17 protein-coding genes and 1 pseudogene are annotated in these 17,092 nt (G+C 67.0%); 11 read left to right on the top strand and 7 right to left on the bottom strand.

The features are described from left to right. Positions 1-59: 59 nt before the first annotated feature. From H977_RS0127640 to H977_RS0127650, 3 genes are all read left to right on the top strand, one after another. Positions 60-2,315, top strand: coding sequence for a helicase-associated domain-containing protein (locus H977_RS0127640; protein WP_029110897.1), 2,256 nt, complete (start codon positions 60-62; stop codon positions 2,313-2,315). 132 nt (positions 2,316-2,447) lie between these two features. After that, complete coding sequence (locus H977_RS0127645; RefSeq protein ID WP_029110898.1) at positions 2,448-4,097, top strand: DNA repair helicase XPB; 1,650 nt, start codon at positions 2,448-2,450, stop codon at positions 4,095-4,097. A 122-nt stretch (positions 4,098-4,219) separates the two neighbouring features. Continuing rightward, positions 4,220-5,155, top strand: a complete 936-nt coding sequence (locus tag H977_RS0127650) for a type IV toxin-antitoxin system AbiEi family antitoxin domain-containing protein (protein ID WP_029110899.1) — start codon at positions 4,220-4,222, stop codon at positions 5,153-5,155. Positions 5,156-5,226: 71 nt separating this feature from the next. Here the strand turns inward: H977_RS0127650 and H977_RS0127655 are convergent, their stop codons facing one another. Beyond that, positions 5,227-5,571, bottom strand: coding sequence for a cupin domain-containing protein (locus H977_RS0127655; RefSeq protein ID WP_029110900.1), 345 nt, complete (start codon positions 5,569-5,571; stop codon positions 5,227-5,229). 51 nt (positions 5,572-5,622) lie between these two features. Then, the gene (locus H977_RS0127660) at positions 5,623-6,327 is read right to left on the bottom strand and encodes an SDR family oxidoreductase (RefSeq protein WP_029110901.1); all 705 of its coding nucleotides are present in this window, start codon (positions 6,325-6,327) and stop codon (positions 5,623-5,625) included. Positions 6,328-6,529: 202 nt separating this feature from the next. Between H977_RS0127660 and H977_RS0127665 the strand changes: the two are divergent. After that, a pseudogene (locus H977_RS0127665) lies at positions 6,530-7,498 on the top strand (YbfB/YjiJ family MFS transporter); the annotation flags it as partial. A gap of 42 nt (positions 7,499-7,540) precedes the next feature. On the opposite strand, the gene H977_RS35060 reads toward H977_RS0127665, so the two are convergent. Next, complete coding sequence (locus tag H977_RS35060) at positions 7,541-8,473, bottom strand: LysR family transcriptional regulator (protein WP_081681881.1); 933 nt, start codon at positions 8,471-8,473, stop codon at positions 7,541-7,543. A gap of 125 nt (positions 8,474-8,598) precedes the next feature. Between H977_RS35060 and H977_RS0127675 the strand changes: the two genes are divergently transcribed. Further along, on the top strand, positions 8,599-9,312 hold the full coding sequence (locus H977_RS0127675) for an SDR family NAD(P)-dependent oxidoreductase (RefSeq protein ID WP_029110904.1): 714 nt from the start codon (positions 8,599-8,601) through the stop codon (positions 9,310-9,312). Continuing rightward, positions 9,299-9,673: an SgcJ/EcaC family oxidoreductase gene (locus tag H977_RS0127680; RefSeq protein ID WP_029110905.1), complete on the top strand. Its 375-nt coding sequence runs from the start codon at positions 9,299-9,301 to the stop codon at positions 9,671-9,673. Before H977_RS0127675 ends, H977_RS0127680 begins: the two co-directional genes overlap by 14 nt. A 52-nt stretch (positions 9,674-9,725) precedes the next feature. Here the strand turns inward: H977_RS0127680 and H977_RS0127685 are convergent, their stop codons facing one another. Continuing rightward, positions 9,726-10,112: a hypothetical protein gene (locus H977_RS0127685; protein ID WP_155946867.1), complete on the bottom strand. Its 387-nt coding sequence runs from the start codon at positions 10,110-10,112 to the stop codon at positions 9,726-9,728. A gap of 136 nt (positions 10,113-10,248) precedes the next feature. Beyond that, positions 10,249-11,238, bottom strand: a complete 990-nt coding sequence (locus tag H977_RS0127690; protein WP_029110907.1) for an LLM class F420-dependent oxidoreductase — start codon at positions 11,236-11,238, stop codon at positions 10,249-10,251. 56 nt (positions 11,239-11,294) lie between these two features. Between H977_RS0127690 and H977_RS0127695 the strand changes: the two genes are divergently transcribed. Next, on the top strand, positions 11,295-11,720 hold the full coding sequence (locus H977_RS0127695) for a pyridoxamine 5'-phosphate oxidase family protein (RefSeq protein ID WP_029110908.1): 426 nt from the start codon (positions 11,295-11,297) through the stop codon (positions 11,718-11,720). Positions 11,721-11,724: 4 nt separating this feature from the next. After that, entirely contained in the window at positions 11,725-12,312 is a 588-nt protein-coding gene (locus tag H977_RS0127700; protein ID WP_029110909.1) for a class I SAM-dependent methyltransferase, read from the top strand. A 3-nt stretch (positions 12,313-12,315) separates the two neighbouring features. Here H977_RS0127700 and H977_RS0127705 read toward each other — a convergent pair whose 3' ends face one another. Both H977_RS0127705 and H977_RS0127710 read right to left on the bottom strand, forming a co-directional pair. Beyond that, positions 12,316-14,151: a S9 family peptidase gene (locus tag H977_RS0127705; RefSeq protein ID WP_231396072.1), complete on the bottom strand. Its 1,836-nt coding sequence runs from the start codon at positions 14,149-14,151 to the stop codon at positions 12,316-12,318. Between the two features lie 55 nt (positions 14,152-14,206). After that, positions 14,207-14,752, bottom strand: coding sequence for a TetR/AcrR family transcriptional regulator (locus H977_RS0127710; protein WP_029110911.1), 546 nt, complete (start codon positions 14,750-14,752; stop codon positions 14,207-14,209). Between the two features lie 76 nt (positions 14,753-14,828). On the opposite strand from H977_RS0127710, the gene H977_RS0127715 reads away from it, so the two are divergent. From H977_RS0127715 to H977_RS0127725, 3 genes are read left to right on the top strand one after another with little or no spacing between them, the layout of a single operon-like run. Continuing rightward, complete coding sequence (locus tag H977_RS0127715; protein WP_029110912.1) at positions 14,829-16,037, top strand: FAD-dependent monooxygenase; 1,209 nt, start codon at positions 14,829-14,831, stop codon at positions 16,035-16,037. A gap of 28 nt (positions 16,038-16,065) precedes the next feature. Next, positions 16,066-16,488 (top strand): PPOX class F420-dependent oxidoreductase, encoded by a 423-nt coding sequence (locus H977_RS0127720; protein ID WP_029110913.1) that lies wholly within the window; start codon positions 16,066-16,068, stop codon positions 16,486-16,488. Between the two features lie 9 nt (positions 16,489-16,497). Then, the gene (locus tag H977_RS0127725; protein WP_081681882.1) at positions 16,498-16,956 is read left to right on the top strand and encodes a TIGR03618 family F420-dependent PPOX class oxidoreductase; all 459 of its coding nucleotides are present in this window, start codon (positions 16,498-16,500) and stop codon (positions 16,954-16,956) included. Positions 16,957-17,092: the final 136 nt, after the last annotated feature.

The following is a 17,092-nucleotide window of genomic DNA, read 5'->3' on the forward strand; positions in this document are numbered from 1 at the left end:
GATCCGGTGGCGAGACCGGCGCGGCGGACGACCCGAAGTAGCTTTACGCTGGTCAGGATATGACCGCCGCACAGACCCCCGGAATCCCGCTGGGTGCCTGGTTGGCCGAACTCGATGACAAGGGCCTGATCCGCCTGCTGGAACTGCGGCCCGACCTGAGCCAGCCGCCACCGGGAACGATTGCCGCGCTCGCCGCGCGCGCCACCTCACGCCAGTCGGTCAAGGCTGCCACCGATTCCCTGGACTTCCTGCGGCTGGCGGTCCTGGACGCACTGCTGGTCCTGCACGCCGACACCCATGCGGTCCCGATATCCCAGGTAAATGAACTGTTGGGCGACCGCGTCGGCTCCGATGACGTGACCGCCGCGCTGGACGACCTGCGCGAGCGGGCCCTGGTGTGGGGCGAGGCCGCCGTCCGGGTGGCCCCCGAGGTCGCCGCCGGCCTGCCCTGGTTCGTCGGCCAGGCCGCCATCGAGGTGCCCGAGCGCAGCCCGGACGAGATCGCCGCTCTGCTCCAGGGCCTCGACGACGCCCAGAGCGAGCTGCTGGCCCGGCTGCTGGAGGGCTCGCCCATGGGCCGCACCCGCGACGCGGCACCCGACACCCCCGGCGACCGACCGGTCCCGCGACTGCTGGAAGCCGGGCTGCTGCGCCGGATCGACGACGAGACGGTGATCCTGCCCCGGGTGGTCGGCCAGGTGATGCGCAGCGAGGCGCCCGGGCCGCTGGAGCTGACCGCACCGGCGCTCCAGACCACGTCCACGACTCCTGCCGACGTGGATGCGGTGGCCGCCGGCGCGGCCATCGACCTGCTGCGTGAGATCGACCTGATCATCGAAACCCTCGGCAGCACACCGGTTCCCGAGTTGCGCAACGGCGGGCTCGGCGTCCGCGACGTCAAACGGCTGGCCAAGGCCACGGGCATCGAGGAACCCCGGCTGGGACTCCTGCTGGAATTGGCCGCGGGCGCGGGGCTGATCGCCGCCGGAATGCCCGAACCCGACCCGGGTGACGGGACCGGGCCGTACTGGGCGCCGACGGTGGCCGCCGACCGGTTCATCGAATCACCCACGTCGGTGCGCTGGCACCTGCTGGCGGCGACCTGGCTGGACCTGCCGGCCCGGCCCGCCCTGATCGGCAGCCGCGGACCGGACAACAAACCCTTTGCCGCGCTGTCGGATTCGCTGTACTCGACAGCGGCACCGCTGGACCGCCGGCTGATGTTGAGCGTGCTGGCCGAACTGGATCCGGGCACCGGAGTCGACGGTGCCGAGGCGGCCCGCGCGATGCTGTGGCGGCGGCCGCGCTGGGCGGCAAGGCTGCAGCCGGCCACGGTCGGCGGACTGCTCGCCGAGGCGCACGCGCTGGGCATGGTGGGCCGCGGCGCGATCAGCACGCCGGCCCGCGGGCTGCTGGCCGGCGATCCCGACGAGGACGTGCTGGCCGCGATGGCCAAGGCGCTGCCCAAACCTCTCGATCACTTCCTGCTGCAGGCCGATCTCACCGTGATCGTGCCCGGCCCGCTGGAGCGGGATCTGGCCGAGCACCTGGCCGAGGTGGCCACCGTCGAATCGGCGGGCGCAGCGATGGTCTACCGCATCAGCGAGGCGTCCATCCGGCGCGCACTCGATGCCGGACGGACCGCAGGCGACCTGCACACCTTGTTCGAGAAACACTCGAAAACACCGGTGCCGCAAGGACTCACCTACCTCATCGACGACGTCGCCCGGCGCCACGGCCAACTGCGGGTCGGGATGGCCACATCGTTTTTGCGGTGTGAAGATCCGGCACTGCTGGCCCAGGCCGTCGCCGCACCGGGCACCGACCGCCTCGAGCTCCGGCTGCTGGCCCCCACCGTGGCGGTGTCCCAGGCGCCGATCGCCGACGTGCTCACGGTGCTGCGGGAGGCGGGATTCGCGCCGGCCGCCGAGGACTCGACCGGCAGCGTCGTCGACATCAGGGCCCGCGGCGCGCGTGTCGTCGCACCGACCCGGCGCCGCGTCTACCGCCCGCCCTCACCCCCGTCCGCCCAGACGCTCGGCGCAGTCGTCGCGGTGCTGCGCAAGGTGGCGTCCGGACCGTTCTCCAGCGTGCGTCTGGACCCGGCGATGGCCATCACCCAGTTGCAGGACGCCGCGATCAACCAGACCTCCGTGGTCATCGGCTACGTCGATCCCGCCGGCGTGGCCACCCAGCGAGTGGTCTCCCCCATCAATGTGCGCGGCGGCCAGCTGACCGCGTTCGATCCGGCCGCCGGCCGGGTCCGCGAGTTCGCCATCCACCGGGTCACCTCCGTGGTGTCCGCCGACAACTAGCGATACCGACCACAAAATGGCGCTGCTGCGGCGTGTCGGCGTGCGGACTCGGTCACTCGTCGTCCGAAGGTGTCCGCGCGCTCTGGATAATGGACAGAATGACCAGCCAGCCAGAAGCCGAGGGAGCCGCGCATGACTGACGGCCCCCTGATCGTGCAGTCCGACAAGACGGTGCTGCTCGAGGTCGACCATGAGCAGGCCGGGGCGGCGCGTGCCGCCATCGCACCGTTCGCCGAGCTCGAACGCGCCCCCGAACACGTGCACACCTACCGCATCACCCCACTGGCGCTGTGGAACGCCCGCGCGGCCGGCCACGACGCCGAGCAGGTGGTCGATGCGCTGGTCAGCTTCTCGCGGTACCCGGTGCCCCAGCCGCTGCTCGTCGACATCGTCGACACCATGGCCCGTTACGGGCGCCTGCAGCTGGTCAAGCACCCCGCACACGGGTTGACCCTGGTCAGCCTGGACCGTGCGGTGCTGGAAGAGGTGCTCCGCAACAAGAAGATCGCCCCGATGCTGGGCGCCCGCCTCGACGACGACACCGTGATCGTGCACAACAGCGAGCGCGGCCGCGTCAAACAGATGCTGCTCAAGATCGGTTGGCCGGCCGAGGACCTGGCCGGCTACGTCGACGGCGAAGCCCACCCGATCTCGCTGGCCCAGGACGGCTGGCAGCTGCGCGACTACCAGGAGATGGCCACCGACTCATTCTGGGCGGGCGGCTCGGGTGTGGTGGTGCTGCCCTGTGGTGCCGGTAAGACCCTGGTCGGGGCAGCCGCGATGGCCAAGGCCGGCGCGACGACGCTGATCCTGGTCACCAACACCGTGGCCGGGCGGCAGTGGAAGCGCGAGCTGGTGGCCCGCACCTCGCTGACCGAGGACGAGATCGGCGAGTACTCGGGTGAGAAGAAGGAGATCCGGCCGGTCACCATCGCGACATACCAGGTGATCACCCGCCGCACCAAGGGCGAGTACAAGCATCTCGAGTTGTTCGACAGCCGTGACTGGGGGTTGATCATCTACGACGAGGTGCACCTGCTGCCGGCACCGGTGTTCCGGATGACGGCCGATCTGCAGTCCCGGCGCCGGCTGGGCCTGACCGCGACGCTGATCCGCGAGGACGGCCGCGAAGGCGATGTGTTCTCGCTGATCGGGCCGAAGCGCTATGACGCACCGTGGAAGGACATCGAAGCCCAGGGCTGGATCGCCCCCGCCGAGTGCATCGAGGTGCGGGTGACGATGACCGACAACGAGCGGATGCTTTACGCCACCTCTGAACCGGAGGAACGCTACAAGCTGTGCTCGACGGTGCACACCAAGATCGCGGTGGTCCGCTCGATCCTGGAACGCCACCCCGGCGAACCGACCCTGGTCATCGGCGCCTACCTGGACCAGCTGGAAGAGCTGGGCGAGGAACTGAACGCCCCGGTGATCCAGGGGTCAACGAAGAACTCGGAGCGCGAAGCGCTGTTCGACGCATTCCGTCGCGGCGAGATCTCCACTCTGGTGGTGTCGAAGGTGGCCAACTTCTCCATCGACCTACCGGAAGCCTCTGTGGCCGTTCAGGTTTCGGGGACCTTCGGATCTCGCCAGGAAGAGGCTCAGCGGCTGGGCCGGCTGTTGCGGCCCAAGGCCAACGGCGGTGGCGCGGTGTTCTACTCCGTCGTCTCGCGTGATTCCCTGGATGCGGAGTACGCCGCGCACCGGCAACGTTTCCTGGCCGAGCAGGGTTACGGCTACGTCATCAAGGACGCCGACGATCTGTTGGGCCCGGCGATCTAGCCAGGTCCGGCAACGCTGAAGATTGCAGCTACCTGGTGACCACAATCTTCAGCACAACGAGTTATCCACAGGCGCGCGAACAGCTCTGGCGGGCGTGGCGTCGGGTGTACGACCATGACAGCGTGGACCTCGACGAAGCGCTTCGCCAGCAGTCGGGGGTCATCGCGCGTCGACAAGCCCTCGATGCGGGCATGCGGTCCCACGACATTCGCCGGTTGCTCAGACGCAACGAATGGGCGCGGGTCCACGACGGCATCTATGTGGATCACACCGGACCGTTGACGTGGTTGCAACGAGCCTGGGCCGCAGTGCTTTACGCAGCTCCGGCAGCACTGTGCCTGGAATCGGCGTTGGAGGACGGAGGCTCGGTGATCCATGTCGCCGTCGGCCGCGGCCGAGGTGTGCTGGCCGAACCGTACGGAGTGCGGATCCACCATCTCGCACACCTGCAGGAGCGGGTGCTGTGGAATCTCGGACCGCCACGGGTGCGTTTCGAGGAAGCCGTGCTTGACGTCGCGCGCCAGGCGATATCCGAGTTCGACGCGATTGCGGTGCTGGCCAACGCCTGCCAGTCACGGCGCACCACTGCGCGACGCATACTGCTCGCCCTCGACGCTCGCCCGCGGATTCGCCGACGACGCTGGCTGCGGGCCGTGGTGGTCGACATCGCCGAGGGCTCCTGCTCGGTCCTGGAGCACGCGTACCTCAATCGCGTGGAGCGGGCGCACGGATTGCCGCCGGCGACTCGACAGAAACGTTCAGCCTCATCAGTGGGTGCCTGCTACCGCGATGCCCAGTACGGGCAACGGCTCGTGGTGGAACTCGACGGCCTCCTGTTCCATGACTCGGCATCTGCACGGAACAGGGATTTCGAGCGCGATCTCGACGCCGCGGTCGACGGCCGCTCAACCATCCGCCTGTCGTACCGTCAGGTTTTCGACCGACCATGCCAGACCGCCGCGAAGATCACCCGGGTGATGCGCCGGCACGGGATCACGGTGAGCGGCCACTCCTGCGGGCCGGGATGTGAATTCGGCCGCCTCGGTCTCGCTGCCTGACGTGGACAACTGCTTACGCTGAAGATTGCAGCTACCTGGTGACCACAATCTTCAGCAATAGCGAATCAGGCTCAGGTGTGCGGCCCCATCACCTTCACGACGGTCAGCAGCACCACCGAATCCGCGAGCGCCTGCAGGCTGTGCCGGGTGCGCGGGATCACGATGTGATCGCCGGGCGAGCCCTCCCAGCTGGCTTCGGAGTTGACCAGTTTCACCCTGCCCTCGATCACCTGCAACGTGGCTTCACCAGGACTCTCGTGCTCATCGAGCCCGGAGCCCTCGGTCAGCGCGATCAGCGTCTGGCGCAGTTGGTGTTCATGCCCGCCGTAAACCGTGTGGGCACTGCGTCCGCTGCTGGCCGTGCGGGCTGAAGCCAACTGCTGACGAGCGATCGCGGTGAGCGAGATCTTCTCCATATCCGCCAATCGTGCCACCTCCTGTCGGTGAACCGTGAGCGATTTCCCACGCTACGCCCGAACGCTCTCTGAGCGTCCGCCGTCGTTGGCACTGGACAACTGAGTCTTCACCTGGCGCGAAAGTTCATCGGCCAGAATCTCCGGCCGGCCGTCGAGCAGCCCCGCGATCGCCTGGGCCGCCACCAGCGCCGGATCGGTCTTCTGCTCCGGCGGGATGTAGCTGACCATGTCGGTGTCCATGTATCCGACATGCAGCGCGGCAACGTGAATCCCGCGGGGCGCAAGCTCGGTGCGCAACGCGTCGGTGAGCGCCCACTCGGCGGCCTTGGCGGCCGAATACGCTCCCGACGTCGGCGCGTGGTACCACGAGAGCACCGACAAGACATTGAGAACCGCTCCGCCGCCGTTCTTTTCGATCACAGGAACGAACTCGCGGCTCACATTCAAGGTGCCGAAGTAGTGCGTCTCCATCTCCGCGCGAATGTCCTCGATCGGCCCGGTCAGCAGCTGCGCTCGCGTGGAGATACCGGCGTTGTTCACCAGCACCGTGACGTCGTCCGCGACGGCGGCCGCGCGGCGCACCGACTCCGGATCGGTGATGTCGAGCTGGATCGGTATGGCACCTGGCAGATCCACGGTGTCCGGGTTTCGGGCCGCGGCGTACACCTTGGCGCCGCGCGCGAGCAGCTCGGCGGCCAGATGACGCCCCAGCCCGCGGTTGGCACCGGTAACCAGTGCGGTGATGTTGTTCGTCATGGCATCCTCCTGGTGGATTGACGGCTCGGTCGGTGCACCATCTCAACGCGCCGCCTCGCGTCCGCAGTCCCTGCCGGTGAGAGATACTGCCTTCCACCTGTGAGGCTTTTTGTCGTGGCGCCGACGAATCGAATTGCCACACGATGGGCCGATGCGCACACACGGACACGTCGCACGCACCGCGGCGGCGCTGGCATCGGCGATGGGGATCGGCCGCTTCGTCTACACCCCGATCCTGCCGTTGATGTCGGCCCAGGCCGGCCTCAACGCCCATGACGCCGCGATCCTCGCGACCGCGAACTACGTCGGCTACCTCGCCGGTGCGCTGGCGGGTTCGATCTCGCCGCGCCTGGCCCGCTCGGTCACCGCCTGCCGGGCATGCCTGCTCGCCATGGCCGTCAGCCTGGCGGTAATGCCCTTGTCCACCAACACAATCGAATGGGCCGTGTTACGCGGCGTGGCCGGTTTCGCCAGCGCGCTGGTGTTCGTCATCGCGGTCAACACCATGCTCGAGCACCTGCACGGGCATCCCGCACACCTGGCCGGGTGGGGCTTCGGCGGGGTCGGCGCCGGTATCGCGCTGTCAGCGCTGCTGGTGCTGGCCGCCGGCGACTGGAAGGTGGCCTGGTGGGCCTCGGCGGCGGTGGCGGCGCTGCTGGGTGCCTGCGCGTGGTCCATGCCCGCCTCGCCACACACCGCCACGGCCGCTCCGACCACCGAAACCCGGCCGGCCCACGGGCCGTTCGCGTTGCTGCTCACCGGCTACACGCTCGAAGGCGTCGGCTACATCATCGCCGGCACCTTCCTCGTGGCGGCCGTCGCGCAGGGTGCACCGGGCTGGCTGGGCGGGAGCACCTGGCTCGTCGTGGGGCTTGCCACGGTGCCCTCGGCGGCACTGTGGGCGGCGTTGAGCAGCCGATGGTCGCATCCGGCGCTCCTCGTCGTGGCCCTGGCCCTGCAGGCCGTGGGGATCGCCGTGGCCGGCGCGGTCGGCGGGGTCACGGCCGCATTGGTGGGCGCGGTGCTGTTCGGCGGAACCTTCATCGGTGTCAGCACGCTGGCGCTGGCGGCAGGCAGGCTGTTGCGGTATCCGCGCGCCGTCGCCCTGCTCACCGCCGGATATTCAGTGGGCCAGATCCTCGGGCCGTTGATGGTGGCACCGCTGTTGCACCGCGGTTTCGCACCCGCCCTTCTCGTGGGCGCCGTCGTGGTGCTAGCCGCCGCGGTGGTGTGCGGGGTGATGCGGATCGTCTTCCGGCAGCCAGACATCGGGGGCGTCCAGCCCGAGATCGCCTATACCGCGGGTGAACTCGTCGACGACGGCGAGCACGGCCGGGACGGTCTCATCACGACGCCACACCAACGACCAGGTCCACAACGGTGACGGGGACACCACCGGGCGGCGGACCAGTCCCGTGGGCAACGCGGCGTCCTGTCCCTTGGGGTTGTTGAGGACCGGGCGGCGCAGCCGCCGGACATGCTCGAAGAACGTGGGACCGGTGACGCCGCCGTCATCGGTCCGCAGGACCGGCGCACCGACCGCTGTGGCGAATTGTTCGCCATAGGTGTTCCAGGAAGACCAACTCGCCGCGTCCGTGTCGATCAGCACCGTGGTGTCGCGGGCACTGACCGGTGATTCGTCGCTGCCCGTGCACAGGGCGTACAGCCGGTCCACCCCGATCAGCCTGGCCTGCAAAGACAGCGAGTCCAGGTCACGGTTCTGCACCCAGCAGATCGCGAGATCGAGGCTGCCGTCGGCGACCCGGGCCGCCTGGGTGTGCGACGGCATCACCCAGGTGTCCACCCGGACCTGGGCCACGCCCGCGGCCCGGTCGGCCCAATCTGTCGGGCACCAGTTCACATACCCCATCCGTACCGGATCCGAGGATGCCAAACCGTGTGCGCGCCTGCGTAATTCATCAGCCTGCTGGATCAGGGACCGCGCCTCCGGCAGCAATGCACTGCCGGCCTGCGTCAACGCCACCGAGCGCCGGTCACGGTCGAACAGCGTGACCTTGAGATCGCGTTCCAGCGCCTTGATCTGTTGGGACAGCGACGGACCGGCGATCCGCAGCCGCTCGGCCGCGCGCCCGAAGTTCAGCTCCTCGGCGACGGTCACGAAGTACCGCAACTGGCGCAATTCCACCCGACGAGCGTATTAGGCGCAAGCTATCAACAATGAGCTATCCCGTCACATAAGCCGGAGATCACTGCGCTCGGGGATGCGTTGAGCAGTACATCAGACCGGAAACAAGAGAAGGGTCCACCCCCATGAGCACCACACCACACGTCGCAGTCATCACCGGCGCCTCCCAGGGCATCGGCGAAGCGCTGGTCGCGGGTTATCGCAAGCTGGGCTACGCCGTCGTCGCCAACTCCCGCAACATCGGCGAGAGCGACGACCCGATGGTGCTGGCCGTACCCGGCGACATCGGGCAGCCCGGCGTGGGCAAGCAACTGATCGACGCCGCGATCGAGCGCTTCGGCCGCGTCGACACCATCGTGAACAACGCCGGCATCTTCATCGCCAAGCCCTTCACCGAGTACACCGACGACGACTACGACGCCGTCACCGGAGTCAACCAGCGAGGCTTCTTCGAACTGACCCGCGCCGGGATCGCCGCGATCGAATCGCACGGCGAAGGCGGACACGTGGTCAGCATCTCCACAAGCCTCGTCGACCACGCCAACTCGCAGGTGCCCTCGGTATTGGCATCCCTGACAAAAGGTGGCCTGAACGCCGCGACCAAAGCGCTGGCCATCGAATACGCGTCGCGTGGCATCCGCGCCAACGCCGTCGCGTTGGGCACCATCCGCACCCCGATGCACGCACCCGAAACCCACGAATTCCTGTCGGCGCTGCATCCGGTCGGTCACATGGGCGATATCGATGATGTGGTCGACGCGGTGCTGTACTTGGAGCGGGCCGGATTCGTCACCGGCGACATCCTGCATGTGGACGGAGGCCAGAGTGCCGGACATTGAGGAGGGCACGGCGGCGATCCTTCGTCACGTCCTCGACGAGTGGCGGGCCGGCATCGCCGCCCACGATCCCCAGCGGGTGGCCGCGGTGTTCGCCGACGACGCGATCTTCCAGGGGTTGCGTCCCTACAGCGTGGGCCGGCAGGGGGTGTTCGACTACTACGAGTCGCAGCCGGTGGGCCTCACCGTCGACTACCGGATCGATGAGACGCGCCGGCCCGCCGACAACGTGGTGCTCGGTTATCTCCGCGCAGACTTCACGCGGCCCGACGGCACGAGGATCCCGCTGAACCTCAGCGTTCTGGCCACCCGTGACGACGACTGGCGCATCGCGCACTATCAGGTGTCAGCGGTGCCCGACTGAGGGCAACTCAGCGCCGCGTGGGCATCACCACGATGCCCACGCGGGCCGAAGATCAAATCACCCTGAGTGAATCTCCGTCGTATCCGAACCGGGACCGCAATTGGACCAGCAGGCGCTCGGCCTCGGAGATACGCGCGTGTAGCCGCACCAGTGCTTCCGGCATCGGCGCATCGGCCACTCGGCTTCGTTCCCTGACCCGCCGCCACCGCAGTTCGGTGGCGGCGAGATTCGCCCGCAGCTCGGCGATTTCGCCGAGCAGGATGTCTTCGAACAGCCGCGACTGGGCAATGTCGGCGCTGTGCACGGGCCTGGAACAGTCGGCCGCCGCAGTCGCGCGGCAAACCACGCGCGACAAGGGGTTGAACACCGCGGCCGAATCGGCCCCGACCGTCAGAGCGGAGATGCTTCCGCTCCCGAACTCCCGTGATATCAGCGTCACGTGGGAATCATGGAGCAGGTCACGATGCCAAGCCACCACACAGGCGTCACCCGACGTACCGCCTCTGGTCATCTGGCGGTTACCCGATGTACCTTTGACGGCCTTCACGCCGGCCGGCTCTTCGCAGCTTCAGCGCCTAGCTCAACGCGGGGATGACCTTCTGCTCGAACAGTTCGATACCGGACCGGTCGTAGGCGGCTTCCGGGAAATACAGGATCGCGTACTCGCACCCGAGATCACGCATCCGCTGCAGCTTCTCGATGACCTGTTCGGGTGTACCGCTTGCCGATTCGGGTGCGGTGACATTCGCGAGCATCGCATCGACGGAGGCCTCGCCGGCGACAGGGGCCTGTCGGGCCCGCAACCGCGCGACGCGATCGGCGACATCGGCTTCGGAGTCGCCGATGACGGCGTTGAAGTTGGCCGATCGCACGATGGCGCCGTAGTCGGTCCCGACATCCCGGCAATGCCCGGCCAGCACCTGCGACTTGTGGGCGAAGCCCTGCGGCTCGGAGGTGAAGTTGGTGTACTGCGCGTACTTGGCCGCGATGCGCAGCGTCACTTTCTCCCCACCGCCGGCGATCCACAGGGGGATCCCGTTGTTCTGCAACGGCTTCGGCGCGACGATCGCACCGTCGACCTGGTAGTGCCTGCCGTCGAAGCTGACTCGGCCGTCACGCCAGGCGTCCCGCATGATCTGAACACCCTCGTCGAGCCGGCCGAGACGCACACCGGCGGACGGAAAGCCGTACCCGTAGGCGCGCCACTCATGTTCGTACCAGCCGCCGCCGATGCCCATCTGCACGCGGCCGCCGGAGATGACGTCGGTGGTGGCGGCGACCTTGGCAAGGTAAACCGGATTGCGGTAGCTCATCGCGGTGCACATCTGACCCAGCTTGATCCGCGATGTCGTCGCGGCGTAGGCCGCCATCAGGGTCCAGGCCTCGTGCGTCGCCTCGTCGGTCGGAATCGGAACGGTGTGGAAGTGGTCGTACACCCACAGCGAGTCCCATTCACCTGCGTCTGCGTGAGCAGCCAGGTCACGCATCACCGACCAGTGCTTTTCGGTGGGAATGTCGACGAGGTCAAGACGCCAGCCCTGCGGGATGAAGAGTCCAAAGCGCATGGACCCCGACTTTACGACGCCAACTCTTGTCGCGGTACGGCGCTAGCCTGAATTCCATGGCCCTTTCCAAAGAAGAACGCGAACAGTTCCTGGCTGAACCCCACATCGCCGCCCTCTCGGTGTACGCAGGCGACAAACGTGGTCCGCTGACCGTCCCGATCTGGTACCAGTACACCCCCGGCGGCGAGCCGTGGGTGTTGACCGGGGTGGGATCACGCAAGCACCGGCTGATCGAGGCGGCCGGGCACGCGACATTGATGGTGGAGCGTCTCGAGCCGACGGTGCGCTACGTGGCCGTCGACGGTGCCGTCAGTCGCATCGAACCGGGCACCGATGAGCAACTCGTCGAGATGACCAAGCGCTACCTGGCGCCCGAGAAGGTGGAGCCATATCTGGAGTTCGCCCGCCGGGAACACGGCGAGAGCGTCGCTGTCTTCTTGAAGCCCGAGCACTGGCTGTCCTCCGATCTGGGGTCGCTCTGACACTGTGAGCTCGCGTCAACGGCTGTTCCGGTGGCTCTACCGCCTGGGATTCACGCCCTGGGACGGTCATCCGTTGGCGCACAGCCTGACCGAGCTTGTCGAAAACACGTCGTTGCCCCCGGGAACCGCGCTCGATCTGGGCTGCGGTACCGGGGACAACGCGATCTACCTTGCCAGGCACGGGTGGCAGGTCACGGGTGTGGATTACGTGGCCAAACCGCTGAAGAAGGCCCGCGCCAAGGCCGGCCCGCTGCCGGTGCAGTTTGCCAAAGCCGATGTGACGCAACTGAGTTCGTCAGGTATCCGGCCCGGCTTCCAGCTGATCATCGACAGTGGGTGTCTGCACGGCATGAGCGCCGCCGACCGCGACGCCTACGTCGCGGAGGTCAGCGCGGTAGCTGCCCCCGGTGCGCAACTACTCATCGTGGCGTTCATCCCTGGCGCATCGATGGGCGTGCCGGGCATCGGATTCGATGAAGTACAACGGCGTTTCAGCCACGGCTGGACACTGCTCTCAAGCGGAGACGAGCCGGCACTGGACCTGAACAACACCCACCGGGCGCGGCATTATCTGTTCGCGAGGAGCGACTGACCCTCACTCAGCACGACCTCCGAGATGCTTGGCGAGGAACTGATCGGCCCGATGATAGAAGTCGAGGCGATTCTCGGGTTTGACGAAGCCGTGGCCCTCGTTCTCGTACATCACGTACTCGTGATCGAGGCCGCGCTCTTTCATGGCCGCCACGATCTGCTCGGACTCCGCCCGCTTGACCCGCGGATCGTTCTCGCCCTGCCCGATCAGAATCGGAATGCGAATGGCATCCACGCGCGACAGCGGCGACCGAGACCACAGGAAGTCCGGATCGTCGCCAACGCGCTTGTGCCACAGCATGATCAATGGCTTCCAGTACTCCGGGAACGACGCGATGAGAGTGTTCAGATTGGACGGGCCGACCAGCGAGACCGCGCACTTGAACACCTCGGGCGTGAAGGCCGCGCCCACCAGCGCCGCGTACCCACCATAGGACCCGCCGTAGATCGCCACCCGGTCCCGGTCGACGATCCCCTGCCCGACAAGGTGGCCGACCGCATCCAGCAGGTCATCGTGCATCTTGGCGGCCCATTCACGGTTGCCGGCATTGAGGAATTCCTTGCCGTAGCCGCTGGAACCACGGAAGTTCACCTGCACGCACAGGTAACCGCGGTTGGCGAGCCATTGCGCCTCGGGATCGAAGCCCCAGCCGACACGGGCCCATGGCCCGCCGTGCACGTTGAGAACGGTGGGCAGATTCTTGCGGTCGCCCCCAGCCGGGAACGATACGTAGCCGTGGATCGTCAGGCCGTCACGGGCGGTGTAGCTGAACGGTTCCATGGGCACCAGCGGATACTCGTTCAGCTCTGGCCGGTGATCGAACAGGAAGGTGGCAGTTTGCATTTCACGATCCCAGCGGTAGAACTTCACCGGTCCTGAGTCCTGGTCGAATGCGACGAGCCAGGTCGTGTCGTCCGCGTCGCGGTCGGTGATCATCAGCTCGCCAGGGTGCAGCCGCTCGAGTGCCTCGACGTCGCCACGAATCGAGTCGTCGAAGATCCGGTACTCCTGCCGGTCGCCATACACCGTCACGCCTTGGATTTCGCGGGTGTCGGGATGGACGATCACACTGTTGATGTCGTAGGTGGGGTCCTCCGCGATCACCTCGGTCGCGCCGGTTTCGATATCCATCTGGACCAGCCGGGTAGTGTTCGAACCGACAGAGGACTGCAGGTACATCGCCATGCCGTCCTTCGTAAAGCCAACCGGCCCGGTGCTTTCCGCGTCGTCCGGTCCAACCTCCAGCAACGGCCGCCACGGGGCCGTGTCGTCGTCACGCACCAGAATGACGAGGCCGCCATCGGGAGTCGGCGCGGCCGCGCCGCGCACCTTCAGGTCATCGTCGACCACCCAGCCGAGGTAACCGGGATTCTCCACGATCTTGCGCAGCGCACCGGTGCGCAGGTCAAGGTGGTATACATCGTGCAGCTGCGGATTGTCCTTGTTGATGCCCACCAGCACCTCGTTCGGAAATCGCTTGCGGTGCGCGATGACCCGGCACTGCACGCCATCCATCGGGGTCAGATCGCGTTCCGCCCCGGTCTCCATGTCGACGTCGTACAGCCGGAAGTTCTCGCTTCCATCCCTGTCCCGGACGTAGATGATGTGGCGATTGTCGTGGGCCCAGAAGTAATTCTGGATCCCGCGGTCGGTGTCGTGGGTGACCGGGTTATCCGTGCCCGGTCCGGCGTCACCGACAAACACGTTCAACACGCCTTCGAGTGGGGCGATGTAGGACAACCGCATGCCGTCCGGTGATATCTGCGCCGCGGCGCGTTCGGGCTGGCCCAGCAGGACCTCGAGCGGGATGAGTTTGACGTCCCCCATGTCATCGGACATTCCGGCCCCCGTCGTCGGCGATGCGATCCATCATGCCCACTCGAAGGTGCCGTGGCTACAGGCCCAGCGCGGCCATCGCGCCGTCGACCGTCGCCTTACGCAGTTGCTCGTAGGGAACGTCGGGAAACTGCAGACAACAATCCTGCAGACCGCCGAACGCGATGACGGCGCGAGTGGACTGCTCGAGCGTCGGCCGCCGGCCGAACACCAGCACGCCCAGCCTGGCCCGCCAGGCCAGCAGCTGGTCGATCAGCCCCAGATCGGCCAGCGTGGTCAGCTCGGAAACCAGCAGGACCAGGTCAGCCAGGTGCCGATAGTGGAAGTCGAAGTAACCCTCCAGGAGTTCCCGCGGTGTGGCGCGCGCGGCGCCGCGCTTGCGTTCCTGCTCGGCGATGAATGCCTCACCCTCGTCGACGAGGGGTTGCACAATGCTGCGGACGAGGTCCTCGCGTGACCGGAAGTGGTAGTACAAAGCGGGTTTGGTGATTCCGAGACGGTCGGCGATGTCCTGCAGACTGGTGCGGACAACACCCTTCTCCGCGAACAGTTCGCGCGCCACATCCTGGATGCGCTGCCGGGTATCCACTTCAGGCTTGGCCACGTAGCCACCCTAACTTACTTAACGATAGGTAAGCTCATGACAGGATCACTTACCGACCGTTAAGTAAGGGGGCATCGTGAAGGTTCTCATCTCCGGCGCCAGCATCGCCGGGCCCGTACTCGCCTACTGGCTGTCACGACACGGAATCGACGTCACCGTGGTGGAACGCTCACCGGCACTGCGCAAGACAGGCGGCCACGCCGTCGACCTGTTCCGGCCCGCCATGGAGATCTCCGAGCGCATGGGGGTCCTGCCCGAGATCGAGGCACACGCCACCGGCACCACCGAGATGGTCATCCACCGGCCCGGCACGTCACGCCCCGCCCGGCTGGACTACCTCAAGATTATCGGGGCCATGTCCGACCGGCACGTGGAGATCATGCGTGACGACCTCAGTGAGATCTACTTCCGGACCGGTCGAGACGACGTCGAATATCTCTTCGGGGACACCATCACCTCGATCTCACCCGACGGCGACGTCACGTTCGAACACAATCCACCCCGACGTTTCGACGTGGTCGTCGGCGCCGACGGGCTGCACTCCGGGGTGCGTCGTATAACGTTCGGCGACAACGTTTCCGAGAGCTTCCTCGGTGGATACCTCTCGGTGGTGTCGGTGCCGAAGAGCCTGGCCCGTGACGGCGAGATGACCGGCTACTTCAAACCCGGCCACATGGCAGGCATCTACACCGCCGATCATCTCGACGATGCCCGCGCGGTGTACATCTTCCGGCCGAGCCAACCGCTGGATTACGACTACCGCGATGCGGAGCGCCAGAAGTCGCAGTTGCGCGCCGCGTTCGAGCACATGAGCCCCGAAGTGGACCGCTGGCTGGACGAGGTGGAGCGCACACCGACGTTCTACTTCGACGCCATCACGCAGCTGCAGATGTCCACGTGGTCGCGGGGCCGCGTGACTCTCGTCGGCGACGCAGGCTACTGCCCCGGGCCCGCAGTCGGCGGCAGCACCAGCCTCGCGGTGTACGGCGCCTACGTCTTGGCCGCCGAGATGGTGCGGGCGGGTGACGATTACGCCGCGGCGTTCGCCGCGTATGAACGCACCATGCAGGCGCCGGTCCAAGGCAGCCGGAAGCTGGCCCGCGTGAACGCGAAAACGGTGGTGCCCACGAGTGGTTGGGGCATCCGCGCACTGGTGGGTGCCGGTCAGGTGATCTCGCTGCTGCCGCTTGGCGTGGTCCAGTCACTGGCCCGTCTCAACACGAAGGGCGTGCGGCTCTACGACACCATGCCGCTGCCCGACTGGCCCGCCTCGTTGCCGGGGTGAGCACGCGGACGCGGCGTAGCGTGGCCGCATGGGCGAACTTTCCGAGGATGTGATCGCGTTTCTGTCCAAAGGCACGCGCACCGCGGTGCTGGGTTGGGTCGCGGCTGACGGCCGGCCGTTGGCGGCACCCGTGTGGTTTGTGGTGGACGACGGCACCCTCGTCTTCAACACCGGCAAGGAGACCGCCAAGGGCCGGGCTCTGGCCCGCGACCCGCGAGTGGTGATCTGTGTCGACGACCCCAACCCGCCGTATGCGTTTGTCCAAGTCCAGGGCATCGCCTCGATCAGCGAAGACCCCGACGAACTTCTCGACATCGCCACCCGCACCGGCGGCCGCTACATGGGCGCCGACCGCGCCGAGGAGTTCGGCCGGCGCAACGGCGTACCGGGAGAACTCGTGGTCCGCGTTCAGCCGACGAAAGTCCACGCCGCATTCGACATGGCGGATTGAGGTGGTCTGATGGGAACCGGAGCGACCGATATATCCCAGTTCTCCGAGATGCTGTCCAGCGATCACGGACTCTGTGTGCTGAGCACGCTGCGCCGCGACGGCAGCATCCAATCCTCGGTGGTCAACGCCGGTGTGATGGTGCATCCACGCACCGGCGAACCCGTCGTCGCCCTCGTGGCGATCGGCGGTGCGCGCAAGCTCGCGCACCTGCGCGCCGATCCCCGGGCTACCGTCGTCGCCCGCGCGGGCTGGCAATGGGCGACTGTCGAGGGCACGGCCGCGATCATCGGGCCCGACGATCCGAGCCCTGACACGGACGCCGAGGCGCTGCGGCTGCTGTTGCGCGCCATCTTCCAAGCGGCAGGCGGCACGCACGACGACTGGGACACCTATGACCGCGTCATGCGCGAGGAACGTCGCGCCGCGGTACTCATCTCCCCTACCCGGGTGTACTCGAACCCCACCTGACCCTCGCCCAGCAGACGCAAAACTGCCCCTTTCCAGGTGAATGAAGTGGTCCCCAGAAGTTGGACTCTGACGTTTGGAGCCTAAGCGGCAAGGGCCTGGGCCCGGTATTGGACCGGGCTCAGGCCCTTGAGCTTTG

This window comes from Mycobacterium sp. URHD0025 (genome assembly GCF_000426065.1).
Lineage (GTDB): Bacteria > Actinomycetota > Actinomycetes > Mycobacteriales > Mycobacteriaceae > Mycobacterium.